Source organism: Halobacteriovorax sp. CON-3, assembly GCF_043196995.1.
Lineage (GTDB): Bacteria > Bdellovibrionota > Bacteriovoracia > Bacteriovoracales > Bacteriovoracaceae > Halobacteriovorax_A.
Genome location: NZ_JBEBNA010000002.1, coordinates 391,313 through 412,572, shown reverse-complemented (window position 1 = coordinate 412,572; position 21,260 = coordinate 391,313). Strand labels below are relative to the sequence as shown.

Below are 21,260 nucleotides of genomic sequence, written 5' to 3'. Positions count from 1 at the left end.
CATAAATTAACGAGAGAGAACGATGAAGATAATTGTTTTTAGTACCCATAATTTTGAAAAAGAATATTTATTAAAGCAAGCGAATGGACACAATGTCACATTCATCAAAGAGCAACTTAATCAAGAAACTGCACCACTTGCTAAAGGTCATGATGTCGTTTGTGTTTTTACAAATGATAAAGTGAATAAAGAGGTACTAGACCAGCTAAGTGACTTTGGTATTAAATTGGTCACTCTACGATGTGCAGGCTTTAATAATGTCGATCTTGACTATGCTAAGTCTAAGTCCATCCCGGTAACAAGAGTGCCAGAATACTCTCCTCAGGCCATTGCAGAGCATACGATGGCAATGATTCTAACTTTAAATAGAAAAACTCATAAGGCGTATAATCGCGTTAGAGAGAATAATTTTAATCTCGATGGACTTGTCGGTTTTGACCTTTATAAGAAAACGATTGGAGTTATTGGTACGGGTAAGATTGGGAATGCCTTTTGTAAGATTGCCCTTGGTTTTGGATGTCGAGTTCTAGCGTTTGACCTAACAAAAGACTCTGAGCTAGAGAAGCTGGGTGTTGAGTATGTTGGCTTTGATGAAATTTTAAAAGAGTCGAAGATCATCTCACTTCATATTCCTCTCAATAAAAGCTCATACCATCTCATTAATGATGCCAATATTGCTAAAATGCAAGACGGTGTCGTTCTTATTAATACAAGTCGTGGAGGGCTCGTCGATACGAAGGCCCTTATTAAAAACCTAAAAGAGAAGAAGATATTAGCTGCAGGTCTTGATGTATATGAAGAAGAGGAAAATCTATTCTTTGATGATCACTCTCAAGACGTACTTCAAGATGATGACCTAGCAAGGTTAATGACTTTTCCAAATGTTCTAATTACTTCTCATCAGGCTTTCTTAACTCATGAGGCATTAAGTAATATTGCACAGACAACATTTGAAAGTATTAACTCTATTGAGAGTCAGAGTTTTAAATATCTTGTTTAATATTATTTTCTGATATCGGCCAAGAAACGGTCCCATCTAAATGAGATGGGATCAACTGCATGCTTCATTACATAGTCATAAGACATATAACCATATCCTTCATCGCCCCACTCACTTGACCAACTATTTTTAAATTGAAAAATTCTCTTTTCTTTGTCGTATCCAGTAAAGTGAATCGCATGGCCATAGCAGGCGACTTCACCCGATTCACACTTTGCAAAAGTTTCATCAGGAAGTGTCACATGGGCATTTTTCCAAAGTGGAGAATAAACGAGAACTGTTGCAACAAGGCCATTACCACTTCTAATTTCGTCTTCGTATAAATCAGTTTTGGATTTCCAAGAGCTCCACAGATTTGTGACCATTTTAACTTCTAACCCATCCACCTTCACTCTCTTAAGCGAGCTAGTATCGACTGGAGCATGAGAGAAGCAATAAGACGGCGCACTTTCATCAAATGGATCATATTGTGAGCAAGGGCCTTTATTTTCAAAATAACTCATTTGGTAAGGAAGCTGGGTCTCCTCGACAAAGAAGTATTGATTGCGAAAGTTACGTGCAATTTCGTAAGTGTACCCATGCTCAGCATTTGGATATTCTCCAAAGTGCTCTTTTCCATAGTAGATTTGAAATTGCTCTGAAATATCGAACTCCATATCAAATCTCTTCTTAATAGCACCCTCAAGCATGGCAGTTACCGCAAAGTATGCACATGTATTTCTGTCTTTTTGGTTCTTAACTGGAGTTTGATATTGTCTAATCGACACCATTTCAGCGTTAACACCAAGAGATAATAATAGGCTTAAGATTATGATTTTCATGAATTTCCCTTCTTTATTCTCGCTGAATTTAATAGAAAGGAAGAGCTTCTTCAAATGACTTCTAAGGAATCAGTTACTTTTACAATATTGTTGAACTGTAAGGGTTTGAAAATATGTACAAATAAGAAAGCCTCCGCTTAAGGAGGCTTCGAAATTATTTAATAATGATAGTACCTAAGTAGTTAAACATAATATGCTCCTTCAATTATTCACCTAATGAGATTTAGATGATGAAAAAATCATACCCTATATTGAGATAGCGCAGAACAACAGATTTCAAAGTACCAAAATATGGAACTAATTAAAGTTATTAGTTAATTTAAAAATTAGAAAGCATTTGATCTAAGTGCACAACTTGTAAAACACCACTTTGTGAATGCGCTAACTTCGCCTCTTTAAAGATTAGAGTCGTGGGAATGCCACGAATACCATACTTAACCGAGATCATTGGATTCTTTTCAGTATCGATTTTATAAAACTCTGCAGACTGCCAATTCTTTTGAGCAAACTCCGTAAAAGTTGGTCCATACATTTTACACGGGCCACACCAATCTGCGTAAGCGTCAACAAAGACAGGAAGCTCAGAGTGTTGTATAATTTTTTCTAGCTTATCAAAGGTAATACTTTGAACCTTTGCTCTAGTGTCCAAGTCTTTAGAACATTTTCCACATACAGCTCCACTGGCAGAAAGCTTTGTCGTATCAATTCGATTAATTGCACCACATGAATCACAGATAATAATTTTCTTCATTTAATTCTCCTCACCTAATTATATCAAAAAGCCTATTGAAAATATTTGATGGAGATCAATTATTTACAACTCACTATTGCAGGCGATTTATGTATCAATTCATCATTTGTCATGGCCTGGGCCATAAAGAGTGCAAAATCAATACGACGTGTACGATTCTTTGCAAGATCAGGATCACCTACATGCTCTCTCCAAATAGGAAGTCCTTCACTCTCCCCTTCCTCAAGATCACTGGCCCTAACGACTGTCCACTTCTTATCGCTTGCAAAGATTTTTTCACAGGCCCTTTCTTGGTCGCTAATATCAACAAGCCTAAATAATTTTGCGATGAAAGCTATAACAGGAACGAGAAATTTAATTTGCCAATTATACTTATCTTTTCCATCTCTTGAGATATGCCATCCGCAAGAGAAAATAAGTCTGGCACCTTCTTTTGCAAAATCGAGAACGGCCTGAGCAGTACCAGATGAATAATCGTTAACACCCCAAGGGACAAGAACTGTTAAGATCCCATCACAACCTTCAACGGCCTTTTTAATGATCTCTCTATCATCTGTCTGACCAGGGAAAATTGTAATCTTATCGCTAAAGGTATCTAGCTTTGATACACTTTGACTTCGGCATACAGCATTGACTTCATAACCTCGCTCTAAACAATGCTTAAGCATATACTGGCCAAGCTTTCCAGATGCTCCAATAATACAAACTTTCATTAAAACCCCATTTAATTAATGATAAATAATATATAAACAAGCAACAATAGAAAGTAAGCACTCTGTTAGACTTAAGTCCTTTATGCGACCAGCTACAATATATAAAATAGTATGTACAAACAATCCCCACATTATCCCTGTTGTAATTGAGAAACTTAGTGGAATAAGAACAATACATAAGAATGCAGGAATCATTTCTTCAAATTTTTCAAAATTTATTGATGAGATATTCTTAAACATGAGAATCCCAACAAAGATAAGAACAGGGGCCGTTGCATAGCTTGGAATGGACTGTGCAAATGGAGCAAGAAAGAGAAACGGAAGGAAGCAGATTGCTGTAATAACTGATGTTAATCCTGTGCGGCCACCGACACTTACACCAGCGGAACTTTCGACAAAGGTTGTCGTCGTAGAAGTTCCAAAGAATGCAGAAAAGAGAGTCGCAAGTGCATCAACAGTTAGGGCCTGTTTCATATTCTTAATTTCACCCTTTTCATTTTTAAGACTGGCCGTCTCTGCGACGCCAATAAAAGTCGACAAAGAATCAAAAAGATCAGTCATCATAAGAGTGAGAATACTTGGGATATAAGCAATTTTTAAAGCCCCCAAGATATCTGCTTGCATAAAGTAGCTAAAGTCAGGAGTTGCAAAGAAGTTTTCAGGAAGAGTCGACTTTCCAAAGAGAGCTCCTAGTGTCCAAGTAAAAAATATCCCTATCAGAAGACTTCCAGGAATATTCTTCTTAAATAAGGCAATAATAAGAACAAAACCAAGGATGACCGCTGTCCCCTCAATTGAAAGTGGTGCTGTTTGAACAAGTGTTACTGGATGGTCAATGATAATGCCGGTATTCTTAAGACCAATGAATGCAAGGAAAATACCGATCCCAACGGCCATGGCCATTCTTAAATTCTTAGGAATCGATTTAACTAACTTCTCTCTAAATGGCGTCACTGACAAGATAACAAAGACAACACCTGACCAAAAGACAAGGCCCAAGGCTTGCTCCCAAGGGATTTTTTGGTCGAGAATTAAAGTATAAGTAAAGAAAGCATTAAGCCCCATTCCAGGAGCAAGGGCAAAAGGTAGCTTTGCGATGAGGCCCATAAGAAGAGTTGCAACAAAGCTGGCCAAAATAGTCCCTGTCATAACAGCAGAAAAGGACATTCCTGTACCATCTGATGATAAGATGAGTGGATTAACAAAAATAATATAACTCATCGTTAAGAAGGTTGTGATTCCTGCTATGACTTCTGTGCGAATACTATTTTCTTTCATACATGTATTCTATCATTTAAGTTCAGGACAAAAAAACTTAAATATATTTACACATACGATAATTAATAAAATTCACTCCTCTTAATGTCACAACCTGTTTCTCTATCATCTCAAAACCCATTTTCAAAAAGAAAGGTTTTGCAGTGATACTGGCCTCAAGAAAGAGCTTTTGAATAGCATGAGATTTAGCACATTTTTCAATTTCAAGATAAAGCTTCTCACCTACTCCTTGGCCTATATGCTCTGATGAGATATAGAAGCGGTCGATATGGCCATCTAGCTCAAGATCACTAAAGCCTGCAATCTCTTGATCGACTTCGATAATGAAGACTTCTCTGTTAGAGAGAGACTGGCACCACTCATCGAGGTCACGCTCTTTAGGGGCCCAAGCATTTACTTGAGTAGAATTATAGTCATTTATATTAACAGTATGGATAGTCCTGTTAAATAGCTTAAGTAATTCGAGACTATCATCTTCTCTATATTTTCTGACACTAATACTCAAGGGGCTTCCTATTTTCAATCAAAATACCACAAATAATAATGAAGGCACCGAGTAGAAATGATGTCCATTGAATCTTTGCTCCCCAGAAGATGACGTTAACGAGAATGGCCGCAGGAATAACAGCATTATTCATAACAGCTAGCTCTCCATAAGAGACCAACTTAGCGCCAGTATTCCAAAGGTAGTAACACACACCAGAGGCAACTAGGCCAAGCCACAGTAAAACACCCCATTGCAAAGTTGAAATTTGAGAAAGATCAACTGTTGTCCTTGAAACTAAGACGATTGAAATAGGAATGAGCGCACCTAAGAAGAAGAGTGCAAATTTTTGCATCTGATTTTGCTCAGAGATTACCTTGCGGTAAAGAACTTGTCCTAGACCAAAAGAGATATTTGCTCCCTGTACAAGCAAGAAGCCAATAATATAATCATTTGAGATCTCACTCCACTTTATAATGGCAGCACCAAAAACAACTAAGATAACACTGAAAAGTTGTCTTAAGATAAATCGTCTCTCGATAATATTTCCAATAATTGAAATAATGAGAGGTGTTGAAATGGTAAAGAGTGCTACTTCTGATACAGATAGATACTTAAAGGAATTGTAGTAAAAGAGATACATGACCCCAATTTGCAATATTCCAATGAGCATCGTCTTAAGAGATTCGACTCTAAGAAGAGTTCTGAAATTTAAAAATGGGACAAAGACTAAGAATGCGAAAAAGAGTCTTAGAAATATGGCCAGATAGGTATCCATCTTACCAGCAATATATTGACCTATTAGACTAAATGAAAATGCCCATAAAACAGTAACAAGTATTAATCTTTTCATTAGGCCATACTAGCTTCTAACGGATCCCTTGAAAAGTTCCATTGAAGAAATAATCGAGTTGCCATTTTTGTGAACTGATTGCCTGTTTACTAGTAGGTTGATCCCATTTGGGATAAAGACGAAATCCACGCTTTCCTTCTTTATATTCACTAGAGAGAATACCTTTTTTCACTAGAGTATCTTTTGGAAATAAGAAGTAACCCTGTTCACTTTCTGTATCGCAAATAATCAAAACATAATCGAGAGGGTCATTTAAGTGGTATGGTATTGTTTTACCACTTTCGTCTCTCTTCCACAATGTGACAAATTGGCCAATTTTCTTAGGTGTTACTTTGGAAGATCGTTGAATATAGTACTTTCCTTCATATATATGAACAACCATTATATTCCTGCGCTTCCTCATGAATAATATATGAATCAAGTTTTTCACTTATCTTTTTTATGTCAATCTCTCCGATAAAAACTCTTCCAATACTTCTAATTTCTTTGAACTAGAGGGCCTACGAGAAGTTAGAAAGAATAAGCTATGTGATGGTAGCTCCCAACTCTTAAATAATTCGACGAGTTCACCACTTTGGATCTGTTCATCAACTAAGTAGCGAGGTACATTTAAGATTCCAACACCAAGTTCACAGGCCTTTATAAGTGACATCAAATTATTCGACTTATATGATCCTTGTACTTGAATATGACTTATCTTTTGTCCTTTCTTAAAACTCCAAATAAAAGGACTATCTCCCCTTAGATATAACAAACAGTTATGCTTACTAAGAGATTCAAGATTCGTCGGCCTTTTAAAATGATCAATATACCTTGGAGAAGCACAAATAACACGATCAATTTGGGTGACTCTTTTCATATAAAGAGACGAATCCTTTAATTGAAATGCGGTCCTAATGCTTAAGTCAATATTATGCTCAACAGGATCAAGAACTCGATCCGTTAAAATGAGATCAATCTCGACATAAGGATAATGTAGTTGAAATTCAGCAAATATTGGGGCCAAGAAGCTCTGTCCAATTGTCGTAGGAGCAGTAATACGTATGACTCCCTTTACCGAATCAACAACTCCATGGAGCTGTTCTTCTAAGTTATTCAATTCCTCTAAGAGGTTCTTAGACCTCTCTAGTGTTAGATGCCCCTCTTCAGTGAGAACAAAAGATCGAGTTGTTCTTTTAAATAGAATGACACCTAAATAACTTTCAAGCTTTTGAATCTCTTTTGTAATATTTGAAGCCGAAGTTCCTAATACCTTTGCCGCTTTGGCAAATGTCCCCTCACGTGCAACAACAGTTGCAACTTGTAGGGCATATAAACGGTCAAATGTGGTTTTCTCAATTATTTCCATATTGGAAATAAATTATTTCAAATTAACCTTATTGTTTCAACTACAAAGATGATTTAAATTTGACATGTAGCAGATCAAGGGGACTATTATGAAAAAGATAAAAGTAGTAATCATAGGAGCAGGCTTTGCTGGCATAGCCTTGGCCAAAGGACTTGCCAATAAGGATTCATTTGAAGTCGTTATCCTAGATAAGAAGAATCATCATCTATTCCACCCCTTACTCTATCAGGTTGCCTCGGCCTCTCTTTCGCCAGGTGATATCTCAATGCCAATACGTGAAATTTTATCTCATGCCAAAAATATCAAAGTACATATGCAAGAAGTGGTTTCCATCGATAAAGACATTAACATTGTAAAATGTAAGAGTGGTGATGAATATCAATATGACTATCTTGCAGTAGCGACAGGATCAAGGCCCTTTTACTTTGGTAATGAGGATTGGGAAAAGAGTGCCCCTGGCCTAAAGACTCTAACTGATGCTCTTAATATTCGAGACCGTGTCCTTGATTCATTTGAAAAAGAAGAGATAAAGCTTAATGAAGAAGAAAAGAAGCTAAATATTGTTATTATTGGTGGTGGCCCTACTGGTGTTGAGCTGGCAGGAGCATTTGCAGAAGTGGCCTATAAAACCCTTGTAAACGAATACCGCGACTTCGATCCCAAGTTAACTAGGGTCTATCTTATTGAAGGGGGCCAGCAGATACTTTCTAGCTATACTCATCCGACTTCAGAAAAGGCAAAGAGATACCTAGAAGATTTGGGAGTAAAGGTTTTAACAGATGAAATTGTTGAAGAAATTGGTGACGATTATGTGCAAACAAAGAATCAGAGAATAGAGTCGAAGAATATCATATGGGCAGCTGGAAATCGTGCAACAAAGTTAATCTCTAAGCTTGGTGTCGAACAAGACAGAATGGGCCGAGCAATAATAGAAGAAGACTTAAGCCTAAAAGATTATCCTGAAATTTTCATCTTAGGTGATGCTGCAAACTTTAAATCGCAAGACGGAGCCCCTCTCCCCTCTCTTGCTCCAGTTGCGGCCCAGCAGGGCAAGCATCTTGCTAAGCAGTTAATCAAGAATAAACGTTTTGCTTTTAAGTACCTAGACAAGGGTTCCATGGCCACAGTGGGAAAGTACAAGGCGGTCTTAGAATGGAAAGGAATTAAGCTAGCAGGACCTCTTGCCTGGCTGTCCTGGAGTCTTGTTCACATATTCTTTTTAATTAATTTTAGAAATAAGCTCATGGTCTTTATGCAATGGGCATGGTCTCTTATTTCTAACAAAAGAAGAATACGAATTATAAAGTAGCGACAAAGCGGCCCTTAAAGCTTGCTCTTATGCTGTCTCCTACCATGATCTTCGAGTGAACATTTAAGCGGCCGACCTTTCGACGCTTAAGAGATCGAATGAAACTAGTAACTGAAGCCTCGTCAATTTCTGCCACAGCTTCAAAGTCTGAATCAACTGGCATAAGGTAATCGATTTCACTATTTTGAATAACGAGGGAATTAAAATCAATATCGTGAATTTTCATCGTATGGTGAGTTAGGAGATAACAAGAAAGAATTGCGAGAGTGTTAATACTTCCACCAAACGCTGTTCCTTCATAATTAATATTCTTATTTAAAGGAGCTTTTAGTACGATTTTCTGATCTTCTACAGTCTTAATCTCAAGGTTCATTTCTGAGACGACTGGAATCGACTCTAGTAGATCACGCTTGTATTGTTCGGAAATCTCTTTCATTTCAATTACCTCCACCTCTTAAATTATAGTATAAGCATATGAAATTACGTCTGTCTAATCTCAGAACAGGCCCTCTTTTTTTCACATTTTCACATTCTGTTTATGTAATTAGTTAAGATATTCAAAATAATTAAGAGGACGACATATGAAGAAATTGATAATGCCACTAACTATCCTACTATCTTTTTCAGCTCTTGCTAATGCGCAAGACGTAAGGGATATGCGATTTAACATCAAACCAAATATGATGCTGGCACAAGAAGACTCTTATTCACGAATGGCCAGAGAGTATGTTGAACTTTCTGATAAGTACAAAGATATAGTAATTGGAGATAGTGAGCAATCAGCTAGAGCTGCCTCAATCTTCTTTGAAAAGTATATAAAGAATAATGAAGAGAGACCTCAAGAATTTAAAGTCTTAGGATTAAGTCGTGAGTCGGCCCTTTTCTTATCGAACCCTAAGTCAGATTATTTCACTGAAAATGATGATCCTTGTAGTGCTCTTCACAATCAAGGTGATATTTCAAATAAATGGTGTCATGCAGGTTTTTCTAAGGTTGCCTACGCTGTGGCCAAAGAAAATGGTCTAGGAGAATTTCTTTCACAAGGTGCAGGTCTACTTGTTTTTGTGATCAAAGAGTTTGGTGATAAGAATTATGACTTCTCAGATATTAACACTGCTCCAATCGGCGGAAAGATTGGACAAAATACTGAAGTTTACACAACTTTTATGTTAGACGGTGCAACTTACTTTGAATTCTTAACAAGGTTTTAAGAGGCGAAATTTACAAAATAACCGATTTAAAACGGCGATTCTTTATCTTACCATTTCTAAGACTGTTAAGAACGTGTTTAACGAGCTCAGACTTTACAGCAACGTAAGTTCTTCTCTTTGTCACAGAGATATCGCCAATTTCATTTGAGTCTATTTTAGCTTCACCAACAATTGCGCCAACAATATCTCCAGGGCGTAGCTTGTCTCTCTTTCCTCCACGAATATAGATCGTCGCCATCTCAGGTTTAATATTATATTCATTCTCACCAGAAAGAGTTTCTAGGTCTTTTAATTGATAATCTGTTTTTTGATATTCACAAATTTTCTCAAAGCTTTCTAGTTCTTGTTCAACAAGAAAACTAACAGCTCTTCCTTCGCTTCCCGCTCGTCCAGTTCTTCCAATTCTATGAACATAAACTTCTGGGTCATTAGAGAGGTCAAAATTCACAACAAGGTCGAGATCTTTAATATCAATACCTCTTGCCGCAACATCAGTAGCGACAATTCCATTTAAGCTCTTATTTGAGAACATCGTTAGTGCAGCAGTTCTCTCGTTTTGATCAAGGTCACCGTGAATTGACTCAACAATTATTCCGTTCTTACATAAATCATCGGCCACAGTATCAGAGATTCTCTTTGTTTTACAAAAGACAATAAAACGCTTCGCCTGATAGGCGGCCAAAACTTTAATAAGAGCAGACATCTTATCTTTATGAGATTCTAGTTGAAAAAACTCTTCTTTGATATTTGATCCTTCATGAGTAACGTCAACACTTACCCTTACGGCATCATTTTGTAGCCTCTTACTAAGCTCTTCAATGTCCTCAGGAAAAGTGGCTGAGAATAAGAGCGTTTGACGATCTCTAGGAACATAGGTCGAGATTCGTGAGATATCGTCAATAAAGCCCATATCTAACATTCGATCAGCTTCATCGAGTACATATTGCTTTACAAAATCAAGAATGAGAATTTTTCTCTTAAGTAGCTTTATAACTCGCCCAGGAGTTCCAACTATAATATGAGCACCGTGTCCCAGTGATTTCTCTTGATGATATTCAGAGCTTCCACCCGTAATCGTTAGAACCTTTAAGTTTGGAATAGCTCGAGCAAGCTTTCTTAACTCCATGGCCACTTGTTCAGCAAGTTCTCTTGTCGGACATAAGATTAAGCATTGAGGTCTAATTTGTTTTAAATCGATAGAGTTAAGAACTCCCAGTCCAAATGCAACGGTCTTCCCGCTACCTGTTTTGGCCTGAGCGATTATATCTTTTCCCTCAAGAATAATAGGTAGAGCTTCCTCTTGAATAGGAGTCATCTCTTCAAATTTTAAATCTTTTAGGTTTCTCTTTAAACGGATATCAATTTTTAAACTAGCGAAATTATTACTCATAATAATCTTTTCTCTTTTTATTGACGCCTCGTCAACCAAAACAATAAGAGTTAATCACCACAGCTTAGTTTAAATGAATTTTCTTACAATCTTGAATAAATCCTCACACTCCTGCTCACTAAAGTGTGCATTGAATTCTCCAGAGATAATTTCATACATCTCGGATGCAGATTTAATTTCAATATTTCTTCTCTGCTCACCACATATTTCCGAGTACAGAAGATTACTAATAAATCTTGTCCCATTTTCAATTTGCTGAGAGAGAACTAGTGATGTCGTAAACTTTGAATCATCATGCGTATTGGTATAGTAGTTGGCCACTTTAAAGTCAGCATCATTATAATTAGCAAGGTTGAATTGATAGAGAGAAAAGAAACCATCTTTCTTTGCAATCTCTAGTTGATAATCAACCTCATTTATTTTTGTAACTCGATAAACTCTCTTATTAAAGCTCTCAACCTCTTCTCCACTTAATGGAATAGCTGCTCCAGGAGTATAAGGGCCAAAGCCCACATCAACTAGATATTGATTATTATCAATCGTAATAACAGTGGCCTGATGAGATCTTGGTTTATTATCAGGAGTATCTCCATAGACAACTCGACCAAGAACTCTCCTAACCTCGTTTTCCCCTTCTTTTAATTGTGTATAGAAGTATTGATTATTTTCAAAGCAATAACCTCCACGTTTTCTCACAATTAACTTATCGTAAAGACTTTCTGTATCTAGTTTTAGAATGGCCCTATTACTAATTAGTATATCAATATTGTTGAAAGTATTTTTAACTAAGAAGTTTTTGATTTCATTATTTAATTGTTTCATTAATAGCACTCCAATTGATTAAGTATACACCTGTAAATAAAAAGGCTACACCTAGAATCTTATAACGATTTATTTCAATCACAGGTAAGTCGAAAAAACCGAAATGAGAAACAATCATTCCAGCTATTATCTGTCCTGTGATTATACCACTTAAAACCTTTGAAACCCCTAAAATTGGCATTAACCAATAAACGAGAGTTAGGCCCGCAATACTTAGGATACTACCTGTCACCCAAAGATAGAGAGGGATCTCTTTTATAACTTGTAAGTTTGGTATCTTAAGACGTGTGCTTACAAAAATTAACATCATGAAAACGGCACTAAAAAAGTAAAGTACAAACGAGGAAAAGAAAGGGTTTTGAGTATACTTAGAAAGTTGGCCATTTAGACTACTTTGTAAAAGTATAAGGCCCCCCGATAAAATAGATAGTAGAACTAAAACAAGATTTGTCATGCCCTTACTATATAGAAATTTCTAGGCCACTTCCTTTACATATGTTGAAAATAATCAATTAATTGATTTTCTTATTCGGCTCAATTGAGTTGGCGTAATTCCAAGCTTCGATGCTAAGTGATAAAGAGGAACGCGTTTTGCTAGGCCAGGGTTTTCTTCAATGAATGAGAGGTAGCGCTCTTTGGCCTCACCATCCAGTAGAGAGATTTCCACAGGCTCTTTTTCTTTTACCCAATGCCTCTCAAGGTATTTGATATGGTACCACTTTAAGTCTTCGTACTTATCAAGTAACTGGCGATATTTGGCATGATCAATTTCCACTAGAACTGAATCCTCTAGTGTTTCGATACAAATCTCAGAAGGACTCTTATCAAGCGAGGCCACTACTGCAGATGGAAACCTTCCTTCATCAAAGAAGTTCTTGTTAACTTCCTTGGCGGCCTCATCCTGTCCCATTGAGTAGGCCCTAACAAGGCCTTTATAGACAAAGTAGAACTTTGTTGGGGTGTCACCAAAGTCGACTAAAACTGTCCCCTTTTTAAATGACTTCACTCTAAAGGCTTCTTGCAGCTCTTCCCAGCAATTACTTGATAGCTCGTGGTACGAATTCATGACTTCATTTAAAAATTTGATGGCTTCCATTGCTAATATTTTAATGATGAAACTAAGCTCAGACAATAGTCTTACTAGAGCTTAATAATTTTTGCTTAGAGATTTTTTATAATAAAAATCAGCAATTTTTAGCAAAAGCCCTCTAACACACCGTTCCTAAGAGGTTTTGACAGGTTAAATACAATGCATTTACAAATAAAATGCCAATATTTTCTATAAAGTTATTTAGAAAACATTCGATAATCCAGTTAACAATATTATTTTATGCTAATAAAAAAGGATAGTTAATGAGCATTAGTAAATTCTCCCTAAACAAAAAATTGGTTCTCGGGTTCTTATTGGCGGGCCTACTACCTTCATTAACAATAACATTCGTCGTTCTAAATAATGTCGACAAGACTCTTCATAAGAATGCTGAGAATATGCTAATTTCGATACGTGAAGGACGCAGCTTTCAGCTCGAGGAATTATATAAGACAATGGGTGGCCAAGTCTCGGCCCTGGCCCAAAATATTTCAACGATTGATGCCGCAAGACAATTTAAAAAATCTTTTCAATCATTTGAGATAGAAACTAGAACTGACTTTAATGCAGCTAAATCAGCACTCACATCCTTTTATGCTAATGAGTTTGGCGGTCAATATAATAAAACTAATATTGGAAAAGAATTTGATAGAACAAGTGAAATTATTAGAGAGTTAAGTAAGAATGAATTACTTCTTCAAGACGCCTTTATTAGTTCTAATAATAATCCTCTAGGATCAAAAGATGCACTAGTATCACTTAAAGATGGTACAAATTATTCTAAAACACATGAAAGATATCATGATGCATTTCGCACTTACTTAAATAAATTTGGTTATTATGATATTTTTCTAATTGATGCTCAAAAGGCCGAAGTTATTTATTCTGTCTTCAAAGAAGCTGACTTTGCAACAAACCTTAAGACTGGTCCATATGCAAGTTCAGGACTAGCGCAAGCATATAACCTAGCAGTAAATGCAAAATCTAAAGATGCTGTTTTCTTTACAGATATTCAAAAGTATTACCCAAGCTACGAATCACCTGCTCAGTTTATCTCAGCACCAATCTTTGAGAATGATAAGTTAAGTGCTGTACTAGTTTTCCAAGTACCAGTTGCAAAGATCAATCAAATCTTAACAAGTGATGAAAAATGGAAAGAGCAAGGTCAAGGAGACTCAGGAGAAACTTATATTATCGGTAAAGATAAAGTGATGAGAAGTGTTTCGAGAACTCTTGTTGAAGACGAAGCTAACTTCTTTAAGACTATGCAAAAAGTAGGTCTAAGCGAAAGCGCGATCAATTATATGAAATCGAAGAAAACATCTGCCCTTGCAGCTAAGATTGATACTCTTGGTGCAGATAATGTTGTTCTAGGAAAAACTGGAGCTGAAATCTTTGAAGATTATAGAGATATAAATGTAATTAGTGCATACAAGCCACTAAGTATTGCAGGACTTGACTGGTATATCCTAAGTGAAATGGATGAAGATGAAGCACTGGCATCACTTTATACAGTAAGAAAGGTTATCATGACTTTAATTACAATTTCAGGGATTGCAATTTTACTTCTTGCTCTAACATTTGCAAAAACAATCTCTAATAGCCTTGTAAAGCTTGCAGAGGGCCTTAAGCTTGGAGCACATAATGTTCTAAACTCGGCAAACGCTCTTGCACAGAGTTCATCTGATCTCTCTTCAGCAACTGAGCAGCAAGCGGCCAGTTTACAGGAGACATCTGCTTCAATTACTGAAATTTCAGCGATGGTCGATAGGAACTCTGAAAATGCTAATACGACTTCTGACCTTTCTGAAAAGAGTCAGGCCAAGGCACAAGAAGGTAAAGAGTATGTAAGCAGTGTAAAACATAAGATTGAGGATATTCATAAGAATAATGAAGTCCTTATTCAAAGTGTAGAAGAAAATAATGTTGAAATTCAAAATATTACAAAAGTAATTGATGAGATCTCGGAAAAAACAAAAGTTATCAATGATATTGTTTTCCAAACGAAGCTACTGTCTTTCAATGCTTCAGTTGAAGCGGCCAGAGCAGGAGAGCATGGAAAAGGATTTGCGGTTGTAGCAGAGGAAGTTGGTGCCCTAGCTGCAATGAGTGGTACGGCGGCCCAAGAAATTACGGAACTACTTGAAAGAAGTATTGACCAAGTACATCGTACTGTTGAAAACTCAAAGTCTAAAATGTCTGGGATTATTGAGCACGGTAAGAAATCTGTTGATGAAAGTTTAGTTGAGATTAAAACATGTGACTCTGTATTAAGTGAGATTCTAGAAAGCTTTAATGAAGTAAATAGCTCTGTTAGACAAATCGCTGCCTCATCAACTGAGCAATCAGCAGGTGTAAACGAGATCACAACAGCTGTTCAACAGCTTGATGCAGTAACACAACAGAATACATCAGTTGCACATACTTCTTCATCAAAGGCAGCAGAACTGAAAGAGCAGTCAAATGATCTTTCAAGAATTGTCGAAGATATTCAAATGATTGTATTTGGAGAAAATGTTTCAGATGCGCAACCGGTAGCGGCAAGTCCAGTTAAGCCAGTGATCAAGATGCCATTTGCTAAAAAGAAGAAAGATCTAGAATTAGTTGATGCAGATTCAATTAGTGCAGATGATTCAAGATTTAAAGATGCAATATAAGGAATTGCGCCACGAAAGTGGCGCTTCTTTTTTTCTATTTTCTATTAAGACTCAAACTTTACATTAATATTCATTTTAGAGGAATCCTTAGGCTCTAGAATAAGATAAACATCATCCTCACCTACAACTCGTCCCTCTATTTTTAAATTCTTATCATCTTTCTTCTTTAAAGAAGTAACAACTTTTAGGATATTAGAATCAAAACTATTATTGATAATAACGTGATCTTCTTTTACTTCGACAACAAGGTCCTTCTTTACTTTAATAATCTTCTCTTTTCCGTCAACGATGACCTTTCCATTGTCGACATTTACGATTTCTGTTTTTCCATCAACATCAACGAGTCCACCGACTTTCACTTTCTCATCTTGCCCATCGACAGCAATGAAGTCTCCTAGGATATTAACTTTCTGCTCTTTCTCATTTACTTTGATAGCTCCCCAAAAAAGAGAAAGAGTAACCTTTCCCTCCTCATCCTTCGAATACTTGAAAGATGAAAAAACAGCAATCCCAAGAACGACAAGGCATATAATTGCAATAATCCCTACAGTGTTTAAAAAACCACTCATACATACTCCTAAAAGATAACGGAAATTTTATCGAGGTATAGCAACCTAAAAAGTAAATAACATTAATTAACTTTGATCTTGAATTATTTACTTAGTAAATACATAGTCAGTTGCCCTGAAGTCAGTGGCCAGATAAGACATGAAAGTTATATTTTCAAGCTTCTCACTTCCATAAAGAAGCTCCTCTCTCTTTGACCTCTTAGCAAATTCTAATTGTAAATCATCAAGGGCCTTAAGATAGTCTGTGACTGACTCTTTTTTTAAGTAAAAGCTTCCTCTAGATCCACGTGAAGTCTTTTGCTCTAACTTGAATTGTTCCTGGGCATATTCGAAGAAATATCGATCAATATTAAAACTTACCAAAGCACCTAATTTAGAAGAGATATTGATATCACTTCCTTTAAATAGTAGCTTTACTCGATCATTTTCTCCCAACTCAATGAGATTAACCTTATCCAAGCTTCTAAGCATTGATAGAGATTCATTCTTATCAAGACGGTGCTTATTAATAACGGCCTTCCAGTCTCCATCACTAGAAAGTAGCTCTGTGAAAAAGTGATAGATAATTGGTTCTTTTAGGAATAAAGCTTCTTGTTTATCATCTAATTTTAGAACTGAGTCCTTGGACTGCTGGGCAATCGAAAACAGCTCTCCTAAATTGATATTTAGCGCATCACATATTTGGTCTAATTTACTTACAGAACAGTCCTGGCCGGCCATAAGCTTCTTAAGGCCCGATTCAGACATGTCGATACGAGCGGCCAAGTCCTTATAGTTAACCTTTCGAACTTTCATTACGTCTTTTAGTGCAACAAATACATCATTTCTCATTTCATTCTCCTTGCTAAGTAAGTTAATGAAGAGAAAGTAGTTTACCTCTGAACTATTTTAAAGAGTTAACACAAAAGTACCAATATTTGGAACCAAGAAGCTGATTTAGGGTAAATTTTATCGAATTTATCCCTTATTTTTGAGTTAGGAGACGAGATAGAGCGTGAACACCCCCAGCATTGACTACGTTCTTAAACCCGAGTCTCATAAGGTGTAGTCTGGCCATGGAGCTTCTTCCGCCAGAAGCACAGTAGACAATGACAGACTTATTCTTGTCGAGTTTTTCAAATTCAGCGCCTAAGCGATCGATTGGAATATTTATTGAATTCGGTATTGAGAATCCTTGAAACTCCCCTTCGCTTCGAACATCGACTAATTGATAATTATTATTCTCTTTTAAGATTCTTTGAACTTCGTTCTTGGCCTTAAAAAAGCGATAAATTCGCCACATGACAAAGGCGAAAATAAAAATAAAAATCATATTTTGTCGTATAAATTGAATAAGTTCTTCCATATAAATCATCCTATGCCACTATCTTGAATAAATATTTGATGTAGGTCAAATATCATTTAACTATTTAAGTGTATGCTAATTTTAAATTAAATAAAAAAAGGAATAATATATGAAATCGATGACAGCTATTTTTACAACAATTCTCATGGCATTGTTCTTTACGGGATGCTCTACTTCTCACAATGTTGAAAAAGCACCTATTGTTACAACATATGATGAAGCAAAAGTTGTAAGCCACTTAGCAATTGCCCCACAACCGACAAAGCTTACTTTAAGTAAGGCAAAGAAAGATGGTTATGAAGTCGTTATAAATCTAAGAGGAAAGAATGAGTTCAAGGGTTATGATGAAGAAGCAACAGCAAAGATGCTTAATCTTGAGTATCACCAAATTCCTTTCTTCAATAAAGACAAGGAGATCGATGAAAACTCTCTAAGTGAGATCTCTAAAATCATTAACAATAACAAAGACAAGAAGATCTATATTCACTGCTCAAGTGGTAATCGTGCCGCTGCTTGGTATTTAACTCACCTCTATCAATATGAAGGACTATCAAAAGAAGAAGCTACTAAGACGGCCAGAAAAGCAGGCCTAACAAAGGCCCCTCTAGAGAAGAAGGTTATTAACTTTCTAAATGAGAAATAATACCTATTTTAGAATTTAATAAATCCGATATAATGAGTTGATAACGCCATTTTTTAAGAGGGAGAAGACATGAAGAAGTGCATGCTTTTAGGTATGTTCGTACTTGCTATTAGTTGTAACAAGCAAGAGGTTAAAGAATTTGATGATAAGGGATTACTTTCAGAAGTTGATGGAGTTCTTTCTCCACTACCTGCATCTTTAATTGATGCAAAATCTAACAAAGACCTTATTCACTTAGGAAAGACACTTTACTTTGAAAAGAAGCTATCAATAAATGACACCATTTCTTGTAACTCTTGTCACAAACTTGATCAGTTTGGAGTCGATAATCTTCCAACATCACCAGGTCATGATGGGACCCTTGGTGGACGTAACTCTCCAACAGTTTACAATGCCGCCCTAAACTTCTTACAGTTCTGGGATGGAAGAGCAAAAGACGTCGAAGAGCAAGCATTAGGACCTATCCTAAATCCAGTTGAACATGGATTAGCACAGGCTTCAGATGCTATGAAGAAAATCGATACACAAGAGTATCGAGCACTTTTTGAAAGAGCATTTGGGAACAAAGAAGCATTCAACTTCAATAATGTAGGTGTTGCCATTGGTGCTTTTGAAAAGACACTTCTAACACCTAGCCGCTATGATGAGTACTTAAACGGTGATCATTCAGCTCTAAGCTACCAAGAAAAAGTTGGGCTTAAAAAATTCAATGAGATTGGATGTACGACATGCCACGATGGTGCCAATATTGGAGGTGGAATGTTTCAAAAGCTAGGACTTGCTGAAGAGTACCCGACTAAAGATAAAGGTCGTTTTGAAGTAACTAAGAATGAAGATGATAAGTTCTTCTTCAAGGTACCTACTCTAAGAAATATCACAAAGACAGCACCTTACTTTCATGATGGAAGTGTTAAAACACTTGATGAGGCGATCACTATTATGGCCAAGCACCAACTAGGTGTTGAAATCTCAGCTGAAGACAGAGAAAGTATCAAGGCCTTCCTTGGTTCTCTTGAAGCTAAAGCTTTACCAAAACTATAATTAATAAAGGCGTGAATCTTCACGCCTTTTTTCACTTTTCCTGATAATAATCATCTAAATCCGATTAAATTTATCTAGAAGACTCCGATAATTTAAATATGGGAATTCTAAAATTTAAGACATATTTCAAAAAAGAAGAATTAGAAACACAACCGACTCAAGAGCATATTGAGCTTACTAATAAGTTAGCAAGTACCCAAGGGAAGGTTCAAGAGCTTATAAGTGAGAATGACTTTCTTTTGCAAAAGATTGCACTGTTAGAAACAGAGAATTACAAACTGAAAGACGGGCTTTCACAGATTCAAAAGAACTTAGCTGATTCAGTTGGAAATAGCACCCAAGCACTTGATAGATTAACTGAAGTAGATGCTTCATTTGACAGTATTAGAACAGACTCAAAAGAGATTCTAGAAGACGTCTCAAGCCTTAAGAATAATATGGAATACACTTCAAAATCTTCACTTAATATTGAAGAAGGAGTGAAGGATATCCTTGAAGCAATTGAAGGGATTTCAACAATTGCCTTCCAATCAAAGTTACTCTCTTTTAATGCTTCTGTTGAAGCTGCCCGTGCAGGAGAAGTTGGGAAAGGTTTTACTGTTGTTGCAGAAGAAGTTCAAAAGCTTGCAACATCAACTACAGACCTCCTAGAAAATATTAGAAGTAAAACGGATTCTTTTATCTCGATCTCAAAGCAGCTACAAAGTTCGGCAAATGAGTCTCTTAATAAAACAAATCACATCAACGATAAAATTAATCAATTTGATGAAAGTATTTCTCAAACAACTGTTAAGAATAAAGATGCCCTCTCAGATATTTCAGCAACTAATGATGAAGTATTCATGAGCTTAGCAAAGCTTGACCACGTTATTTGGAAAATAAATACTTATATTTCAGTCATCGAAGAAAGGCCTGCCTTTAACTTTGTTGATCATCATAACTGTCGTCTTGGAAAGTGGTATTATGAAGGAGAAGGTAAGGCCAGCTTCTCTCGCCTATCAAGCTTTCCTTGCATTGAAGGTGATCATGCGGCCGTTCACTCAGGAACAAAGGTCATTTTTAACTATCTAGACGATGTTAAGAATAATATCGATGTTATTACTGACGGCTTTCAACAAATGGAAGATGCCAGTGAAGAAGTTTTTAGAGGACTTGATCGAATCCTGGCCGAGAAGAAAGAAAGATAAAAAATTTACTATTTTAACTTCTACAACATTTCAGAAGCTTGCCACTCATTCTAAGGGAGGCAGGCCTCACATCGCAGTCTAGGATTCACATCTTGTGAAAACATTGTTTGCTATATCGTGAAATTTTATTTACATAATTCTCACCACTACATAGTTTTAGTTTAGATTTTTTAGAACATATGATTCAACAGAATCAAGCTAACTATAGGGAGAATTAAATGAAAAAATTAATCACGTTTATTGCCGCATTATTTGTAACAACATCAGTTTTCGCTGGTATGCCTACTGAACACGACTCATGGGAGACTATTAAAGACAACTTCATGAGAGTTACTTTCAATGAGCCTGCACTAAATCTAGATAATGGTGGTGCAACTTCAGTATTTTTCACTTGTCTTGATGGAGACACTATTAGAACAAAGAAAATGCTTAAAAGATGTGTTGAATGGCAACACCGTGGCGGTGATAGAGATAGCATCTGTACTGCTTATACAAGCTTCTATGGAACAGCTGAAATCGTATCTGAAAGAGAAAGATGTGTACGTTGGTCACACCAAGGTCGAAGAGATGGACGTCAATATTGTATGCAGTACGAAACATACACATATACTCACCCACTTTCTTACGACATCGATGTACATAAAACACTTCACGGTAGAAGACATGACAATAAGCTAGGTAGAAAACTATTCACGAAAAACTACACAATTGAAGCTTGTGAATAATTAAAAGATAGATGAAGGGCCCT

Annotated in this window: 24 protein-coding genes; 8 read left to right on the top strand and 16 right to left on the bottom strand. The window is 36.4% G+C overall.

The features are described 5' to 3' along the window. The first annotated feature begins 22 nt into the window (after positions 1 to 22). On the top strand, positions 23 to 1,000 hold the full coding sequence (locus tag ABMA72_RS12680) for a 2-hydroxyacid dehydrogenase (protein ID WP_393057367.1): 978 nt from the start codon (positions 23 to 25) through the stop codon (positions 998 to 1,000). A 2-nt stretch (positions 1,001 to 1,002) separates the two neighbouring features. Here the strand turns inward: ABMA72_RS12680 and ABMA72_RS12675 are convergent, their stop codons facing one another. The 8 genes from ABMA72_RS12675 to ABMA72_RS12640 all read right to left on the bottom strand — a co-directional run bounded on the left by ABMA72_RS12675 (position 1,003) and on the right by ABMA72_RS12640 (position 7,248). Continuing rightward, the gene (locus tag ABMA72_RS12675; RefSeq protein WP_393057365.1) at positions 1,003 to 1,821 is read right to left on the bottom strand and encodes a C1 family peptidase; all 819 of its coding nucleotides are present in this window, start codon (positions 1,819 to 1,821) and stop codon (positions 1,003 to 1,005) included. A 319-nt stretch (positions 1,822 to 2,140) separates the two neighbouring features. Next, positions 2,141 to 2,572 (bottom strand): thioredoxin family protein, encoded by a 432-nt coding sequence (locus ABMA72_RS12670; protein ID WP_392858803.1) that lies wholly within the window; start codon positions 2,570 to 2,572, stop codon positions 2,141 to 2,143. 59 nt (positions 2,573 to 2,631) lie between these two features. Beyond that, complete coding sequence (locus ABMA72_RS12665; protein WP_393057363.1) at positions 2,632 to 3,285, bottom strand: NAD(P)-dependent oxidoreductase; 654 nt, start codon at positions 3,283 to 3,285, stop codon at positions 2,632 to 2,634. A 15-nt stretch (positions 3,286 to 3,300) separates the two neighbouring features. Then, positions 3,301 to 4,563, bottom strand: coding sequence for an NCS2 family permease (locus ABMA72_RS12660; protein ID WP_392858800.1), 1,263 nt, complete (start codon positions 4,561 to 4,563; stop codon positions 3,301 to 3,303). 37 nt (positions 4,564 to 4,600) lie between these two features. Next, positions 4,601 to 5,068: a GNAT family N-acetyltransferase gene (locus ABMA72_RS12655; RefSeq protein ID WP_393057361.1), complete on the bottom strand. Its 468-nt coding sequence runs from the start codon at positions 5,066 to 5,068 to the stop codon at positions 4,601 to 4,603. Beyond that, positions 5,058 to 5,900 (bottom strand): EamA family transporter, encoded by an 843-nt coding sequence (locus tag ABMA72_RS12650; protein ID WP_393057359.1) that lies wholly within the window; start codon positions 5,898 to 5,900, stop codon positions 5,058 to 5,060. Before ABMA72_RS12650 ends, ABMA72_RS12655 begins: the two co-directional genes overlap by 11 nt. A 16-nt stretch (positions 5,901 to 5,916) precedes the next feature. Beyond that, on the bottom strand, positions 5,917 to 6,282 hold the full coding sequence (locus tag ABMA72_RS12645; protein WP_393057358.1) for a MepB family protein: 366 nt from the start codon (positions 6,280 to 6,282) through the stop codon (positions 5,917 to 5,919). Positions 6,283 to 6,339: 57 nt separating this feature from the next. Next, positions 6,340 to 7,248 (bottom strand): LysR family transcriptional regulator, encoded by a 909-nt coding sequence (locus ABMA72_RS12640; RefSeq protein ID WP_393057356.1) that lies wholly within the window; start codon positions 7,246 to 7,248, stop codon positions 6,340 to 6,342. An 88-nt stretch (positions 7,249 to 7,336) separates the two neighbouring features. Here ABMA72_RS12640 and ABMA72_RS12635 point away from each other — a divergent pair, with 88 nt between their 5' ends. Then, on the top strand, positions 7,337 to 8,557 hold the full coding sequence (locus tag ABMA72_RS12635) for an NAD(P)/FAD-dependent oxidoreductase (RefSeq protein ID WP_393057354.1): 1,221 nt from the start codon (positions 7,337 to 7,339) through the stop codon (positions 8,555 to 8,557). Here ABMA72_RS12635 and ABMA72_RS12630 read toward each other — a convergent pair. Continuing rightward, on the bottom strand, positions 8,547 to 8,993 hold the full coding sequence (locus ABMA72_RS12630; RefSeq protein ID WP_392858785.1) for a YiiD C-terminal domain-containing protein: 447 nt from the start codon (positions 8,991 to 8,993) through the stop codon (positions 8,547 to 8,549). The two genes, ABMA72_RS12635 and ABMA72_RS12630, sit on opposite strands and share 11 nt — an antisense overlap. Before the next feature lie 145 nt (positions 8,994 to 9,138). Here ABMA72_RS12630 and ABMA72_RS12625 point away from each other — a divergent pair, with 145 nt between their 5' ends. Beyond that, positions 9,139 to 9,768 carry a hypothetical protein gene (locus ABMA72_RS12625; RefSeq protein ID WP_392858783.1) on the top strand — a complete coding sequence of 210 codons (630 nt, stop codon included), beginning with the start codon at positions 9,139 to 9,141 and terminating at the stop codon, positions 9,766 to 9,768. 10 nt (positions 9,769 to 9,778) lie between these two features. Here the strand turns inward: ABMA72_RS12625 and dbpA are convergent, their stop codons facing one another. From dbpA to ABMA72_RS12605, 4 genes are all read right to left on the bottom strand, one after another. Further along, complete coding sequence (dbpA, locus tag ABMA72_RS12620) at positions 9,779 to 11,158, bottom strand: ATP-dependent RNA helicase DbpA (protein ID WP_392858781.1); 1,380 nt, start codon at positions 11,156 to 11,158, stop codon at positions 9,779 to 9,781. 69 nt (positions 11,159 to 11,227) lie between these two features. Continuing rightward, positions 11,228 to 11,980 (bottom strand): arylamine N-acetyltransferase, encoded by a 753-nt coding sequence (locus ABMA72_RS12615; protein WP_393057352.1) that lies wholly within the window; start codon positions 11,978 to 11,980, stop codon positions 11,228 to 11,230. Further along, positions 11,964 to 12,434, bottom strand: a complete 471-nt coding sequence (locus tag ABMA72_RS12610) for a DMT family transporter (RefSeq protein WP_392858777.1) — start codon at positions 12,432 to 12,434, stop codon at positions 11,964 to 11,966. Before ABMA72_RS12610 ends, ABMA72_RS12615 begins: the two co-directional genes overlap by 17 nt. A 54-nt stretch (positions 12,435 to 12,488) precedes the next feature. Further along, a complete protein-coding gene (locus ABMA72_RS12605; protein WP_392858774.1) occupies positions 12,489 to 13,076 on the bottom strand; it encodes a Crp/Fnr family transcriptional regulator in 588 nt (195 codons plus the stop codon). 257 nt (positions 13,077 to 13,333) lie between these two features. Between ABMA72_RS12605 and ABMA72_RS12600 the strand changes: the two genes are divergently transcribed. Then, complete coding sequence (locus ABMA72_RS12600; RefSeq protein WP_393057350.1) at positions 13,334 to 15,727, top strand: methyl-accepting chemotaxis protein; 2,394 nt, start codon at positions 13,334 to 13,336, stop codon at positions 15,725 to 15,727. A gap of 44 nt (positions 15,728 to 15,771) precedes the next feature. On the opposite strand, the gene ABMA72_RS12595 is transcribed toward ABMA72_RS12600, so the two are convergent. From ABMA72_RS12595 to ABMA72_RS12585, 3 genes are all read right to left on the bottom strand, one after another. Continuing rightward, entirely contained in the window at positions 15,772 to 16,296 is a 525-nt protein-coding gene (locus tag ABMA72_RS12595) for a hypothetical protein (protein ID WP_393057348.1), read from the bottom strand. An 87-nt stretch (positions 16,297 to 16,383) separates the two neighbouring features. After that, positions 16,384 to 17,127, bottom strand: a complete 744-nt coding sequence (locus ABMA72_RS12590; protein ID WP_393057346.1) for a helix-turn-helix domain-containing protein — start codon at positions 17,125 to 17,127, stop codon at positions 16,384 to 16,386. Between the two features lie 133 nt (positions 17,128 to 17,260). Continuing rightward, positions 17,261 to 17,641 carry a rhodanese-like domain-containing protein gene (locus tag ABMA72_RS12585; protein WP_393057344.1) on the bottom strand — a complete coding sequence of 127 codons (381 nt, stop codon included), beginning with the start codon at positions 17,639 to 17,641 and terminating at the stop codon, positions 17,261 to 17,263. Positions 17,642 to 17,750: 109 nt separating this feature from the next. Here ABMA72_RS12585 and ABMA72_RS12580 point away from each other — a divergent pair, with 109 nt between their 5' ends. From ABMA72_RS12580 to ABMA72_RS12565, 4 genes are all read left to right on the top strand, one after another. Next, entirely contained in the window at positions 17,751 to 18,284 is a 534-nt protein-coding gene (locus ABMA72_RS12580; RefSeq protein WP_392858766.1) for a hypothetical protein, read from the top strand. Positions 18,285 to 18,353: 69 nt separating this feature from the next. Continuing rightward, the gene (locus ABMA72_RS12575; RefSeq protein ID WP_392858764.1) at positions 18,354 to 19,325 is read left to right on the top strand and encodes a cytochrome-c peroxidase; all 972 of its coding nucleotides are present in this window, start codon (positions 18,354 to 18,356) and stop codon (positions 19,323 to 19,325) included. A gap of 98 nt (positions 19,326 to 19,423) precedes the next feature. Then, positions 19,424 to 20,512: a methyl-accepting chemotaxis protein gene (locus ABMA72_RS12570; RefSeq protein ID WP_393057342.1), complete on the top strand. Its 1,089-nt coding sequence runs from the start codon at positions 19,424 to 19,426 to the stop codon at positions 20,510 to 20,512. A gap of 218 nt (positions 20,513 to 20,730) precedes the next feature. Next, positions 20,731 to 21,237 (top strand): hypothetical protein, encoded by a 507-nt coding sequence (locus ABMA72_RS12565; protein ID WP_392858761.1) that lies wholly within the window; start codon positions 20,731 to 20,733, stop codon positions 21,235 to 21,237. The last annotated feature ends 23 nt before the right edge of the window (positions 21,238 to 21,260 follow it).

What these genes read in the sequence shown, in the direction of transcription:
- ABMA72_RS12680 (WP_393057367.1), top strand. Translation starts at nt 23, where the DNA reads ATGAAGATAATTGTTTTTAGTACCCATAATTTTGAAAAAGAATATTTA.
- ABMA72_RS12675 (WP_393057365.1), bottom strand. Translation starts at nt 1,821, where the DNA reads ATGAAAATCATAATCTTAAGCCTATTATTATCTCTTGGTGTTAACGCT.
- ABMA72_RS12670 (WP_392858803.1), bottom strand. Translation starts at nt 2,572, where the DNA reads ATGAAGAAAATTATTATCTGTGATTCATGTGGTGCAATTAATCGAATT.
- ABMA72_RS12665 (WP_393057363.1), bottom strand. Translation starts at nt 3,285, where the DNA reads ATGAAAGTTTGTATTATTGGAGCATCTGGAAAGCTTGGCCAGTATATG.
- ABMA72_RS12660 (WP_392858800.1), bottom strand. Translation starts at nt 4,563, where the DNA reads ATGAAAGAAAATAGTATTCGCACAGAAGTCATAGCAGGAATCACAACC.
- ABMA72_RS12650 (WP_393057359.1), bottom strand. Translation starts at nt 5,900, where the DNA reads ATGAAAAGATTAATACTTGTTACTGTTTTATGGGCATTTTCATTTAGT.
- ABMA72_RS12645 (WP_393057358.1), bottom strand. Translation starts at nt 6,282, where the DNA reads ATGGTTGTTCATATATATGAAGGAAAGTACTATATTCAACGATCTTCC.
- ABMA72_RS12640 (WP_393057356.1), bottom strand. Translation starts at nt 7,248, where the DNA reads ATGGAAATAATTGAGAAAACCACATTTGACCGTTTATATGCCCTACAA.
- ABMA72_RS12635 (WP_393057354.1), top strand. Translation starts at nt 7,337, where the DNA reads ATGAAAAAGATAAAAGTAGTAATCATAGGAGCAGGCTTTGCTGGCATA.
- ABMA72_RS12630 (WP_392858785.1), bottom strand. Translation starts at nt 8,993, where the DNA reads ATGAAAGAGATTTCCGAACAATACAAGCGTGATCTACTAGAGTCGATT.
- ABMA72_RS12625 (WP_392858783.1), top strand. Translation starts at nt 9,139, where the DNA reads ATGAAGAAATTGATAATGCCACTAACTATCCTACTATCTTTTTCAGCT.
- dbpA (WP_392858781.1), bottom strand. Translation starts at nt 11,158, where the DNA reads ATGAGTAATAATTTCGCTAGTTTAAAAATTGATATCCGTTTAAAGAGA.
- ABMA72_RS12615 (WP_393057352.1), bottom strand. Translation starts at nt 11,980, where the DNA reads ATGAAACAATTAAATAATGAAATCAAAAACTTCTTAGTTAAAAATACT.
- ABMA72_RS12610 (WP_392858777.1), bottom strand. Translation starts at nt 12,434, where the DNA reads ATGACAAATCTTGTTTTAGTTCTACTATCTATTTTATCGGGGGGCCTT.
- ABMA72_RS12605 (WP_392858774.1), bottom strand. Translation starts at nt 13,076, where the DNA reads ATGGAAGCCATCAAATTTTTAAATGAAGTCATGAATTCGTACCACGAG.
- ABMA72_RS12600 (WP_393057350.1), top strand. Translation starts at nt 13,334, where the DNA reads ATGAGCATTAGTAAATTCTCCCTAAACAAAAAATTGGTTCTCGGGTTC.
- ABMA72_RS12595 (WP_393057348.1), bottom strand. Translation starts at nt 16,296, where the DNA reads ATGAGTGGTTTTTTAAACACTGTAGGGATTATTGCAATTATATGCCTT.
- ABMA72_RS12590 (WP_393057346.1), bottom strand. Translation starts at nt 17,127, where the DNA reads ATGAGAAATGATGTATTTGTTGCACTAAAAGACGTAATGAAAGTTCGA.
- ABMA72_RS12585 (WP_393057344.1), bottom strand. Translation starts at nt 17,641, where the DNA reads ATGGAAGAACTTATTCAATTTATACGACAAAATATGATTTTTATTTTT.
- ABMA72_RS12580 (WP_392858766.1), top strand. Translation starts at nt 17,751, where the DNA reads ATGAAATCGATGACAGCTATTTTTACAACAATTCTCATGGCATTGTTC.
- ABMA72_RS12575 (WP_392858764.1), top strand. Translation starts at nt 18,354, where the DNA reads ATGAAGAAGTGCATGCTTTTAGGTATGTTCGTACTTGCTATTAGTTGT.
- ABMA72_RS12570 (WP_393057342.1), top strand. Translation starts at nt 19,424, where the DNA reads ATGGGAATTCTAAAATTTAAGACATATTTCAAAAAAGAAGAATTAGAA.
- ABMA72_RS12565 (WP_392858761.1), top strand. Translation starts at nt 20,731, where the DNA reads ATGAAAAAATTAATCACGTTTATTGCCGCATTATTTGTAACAACATCA.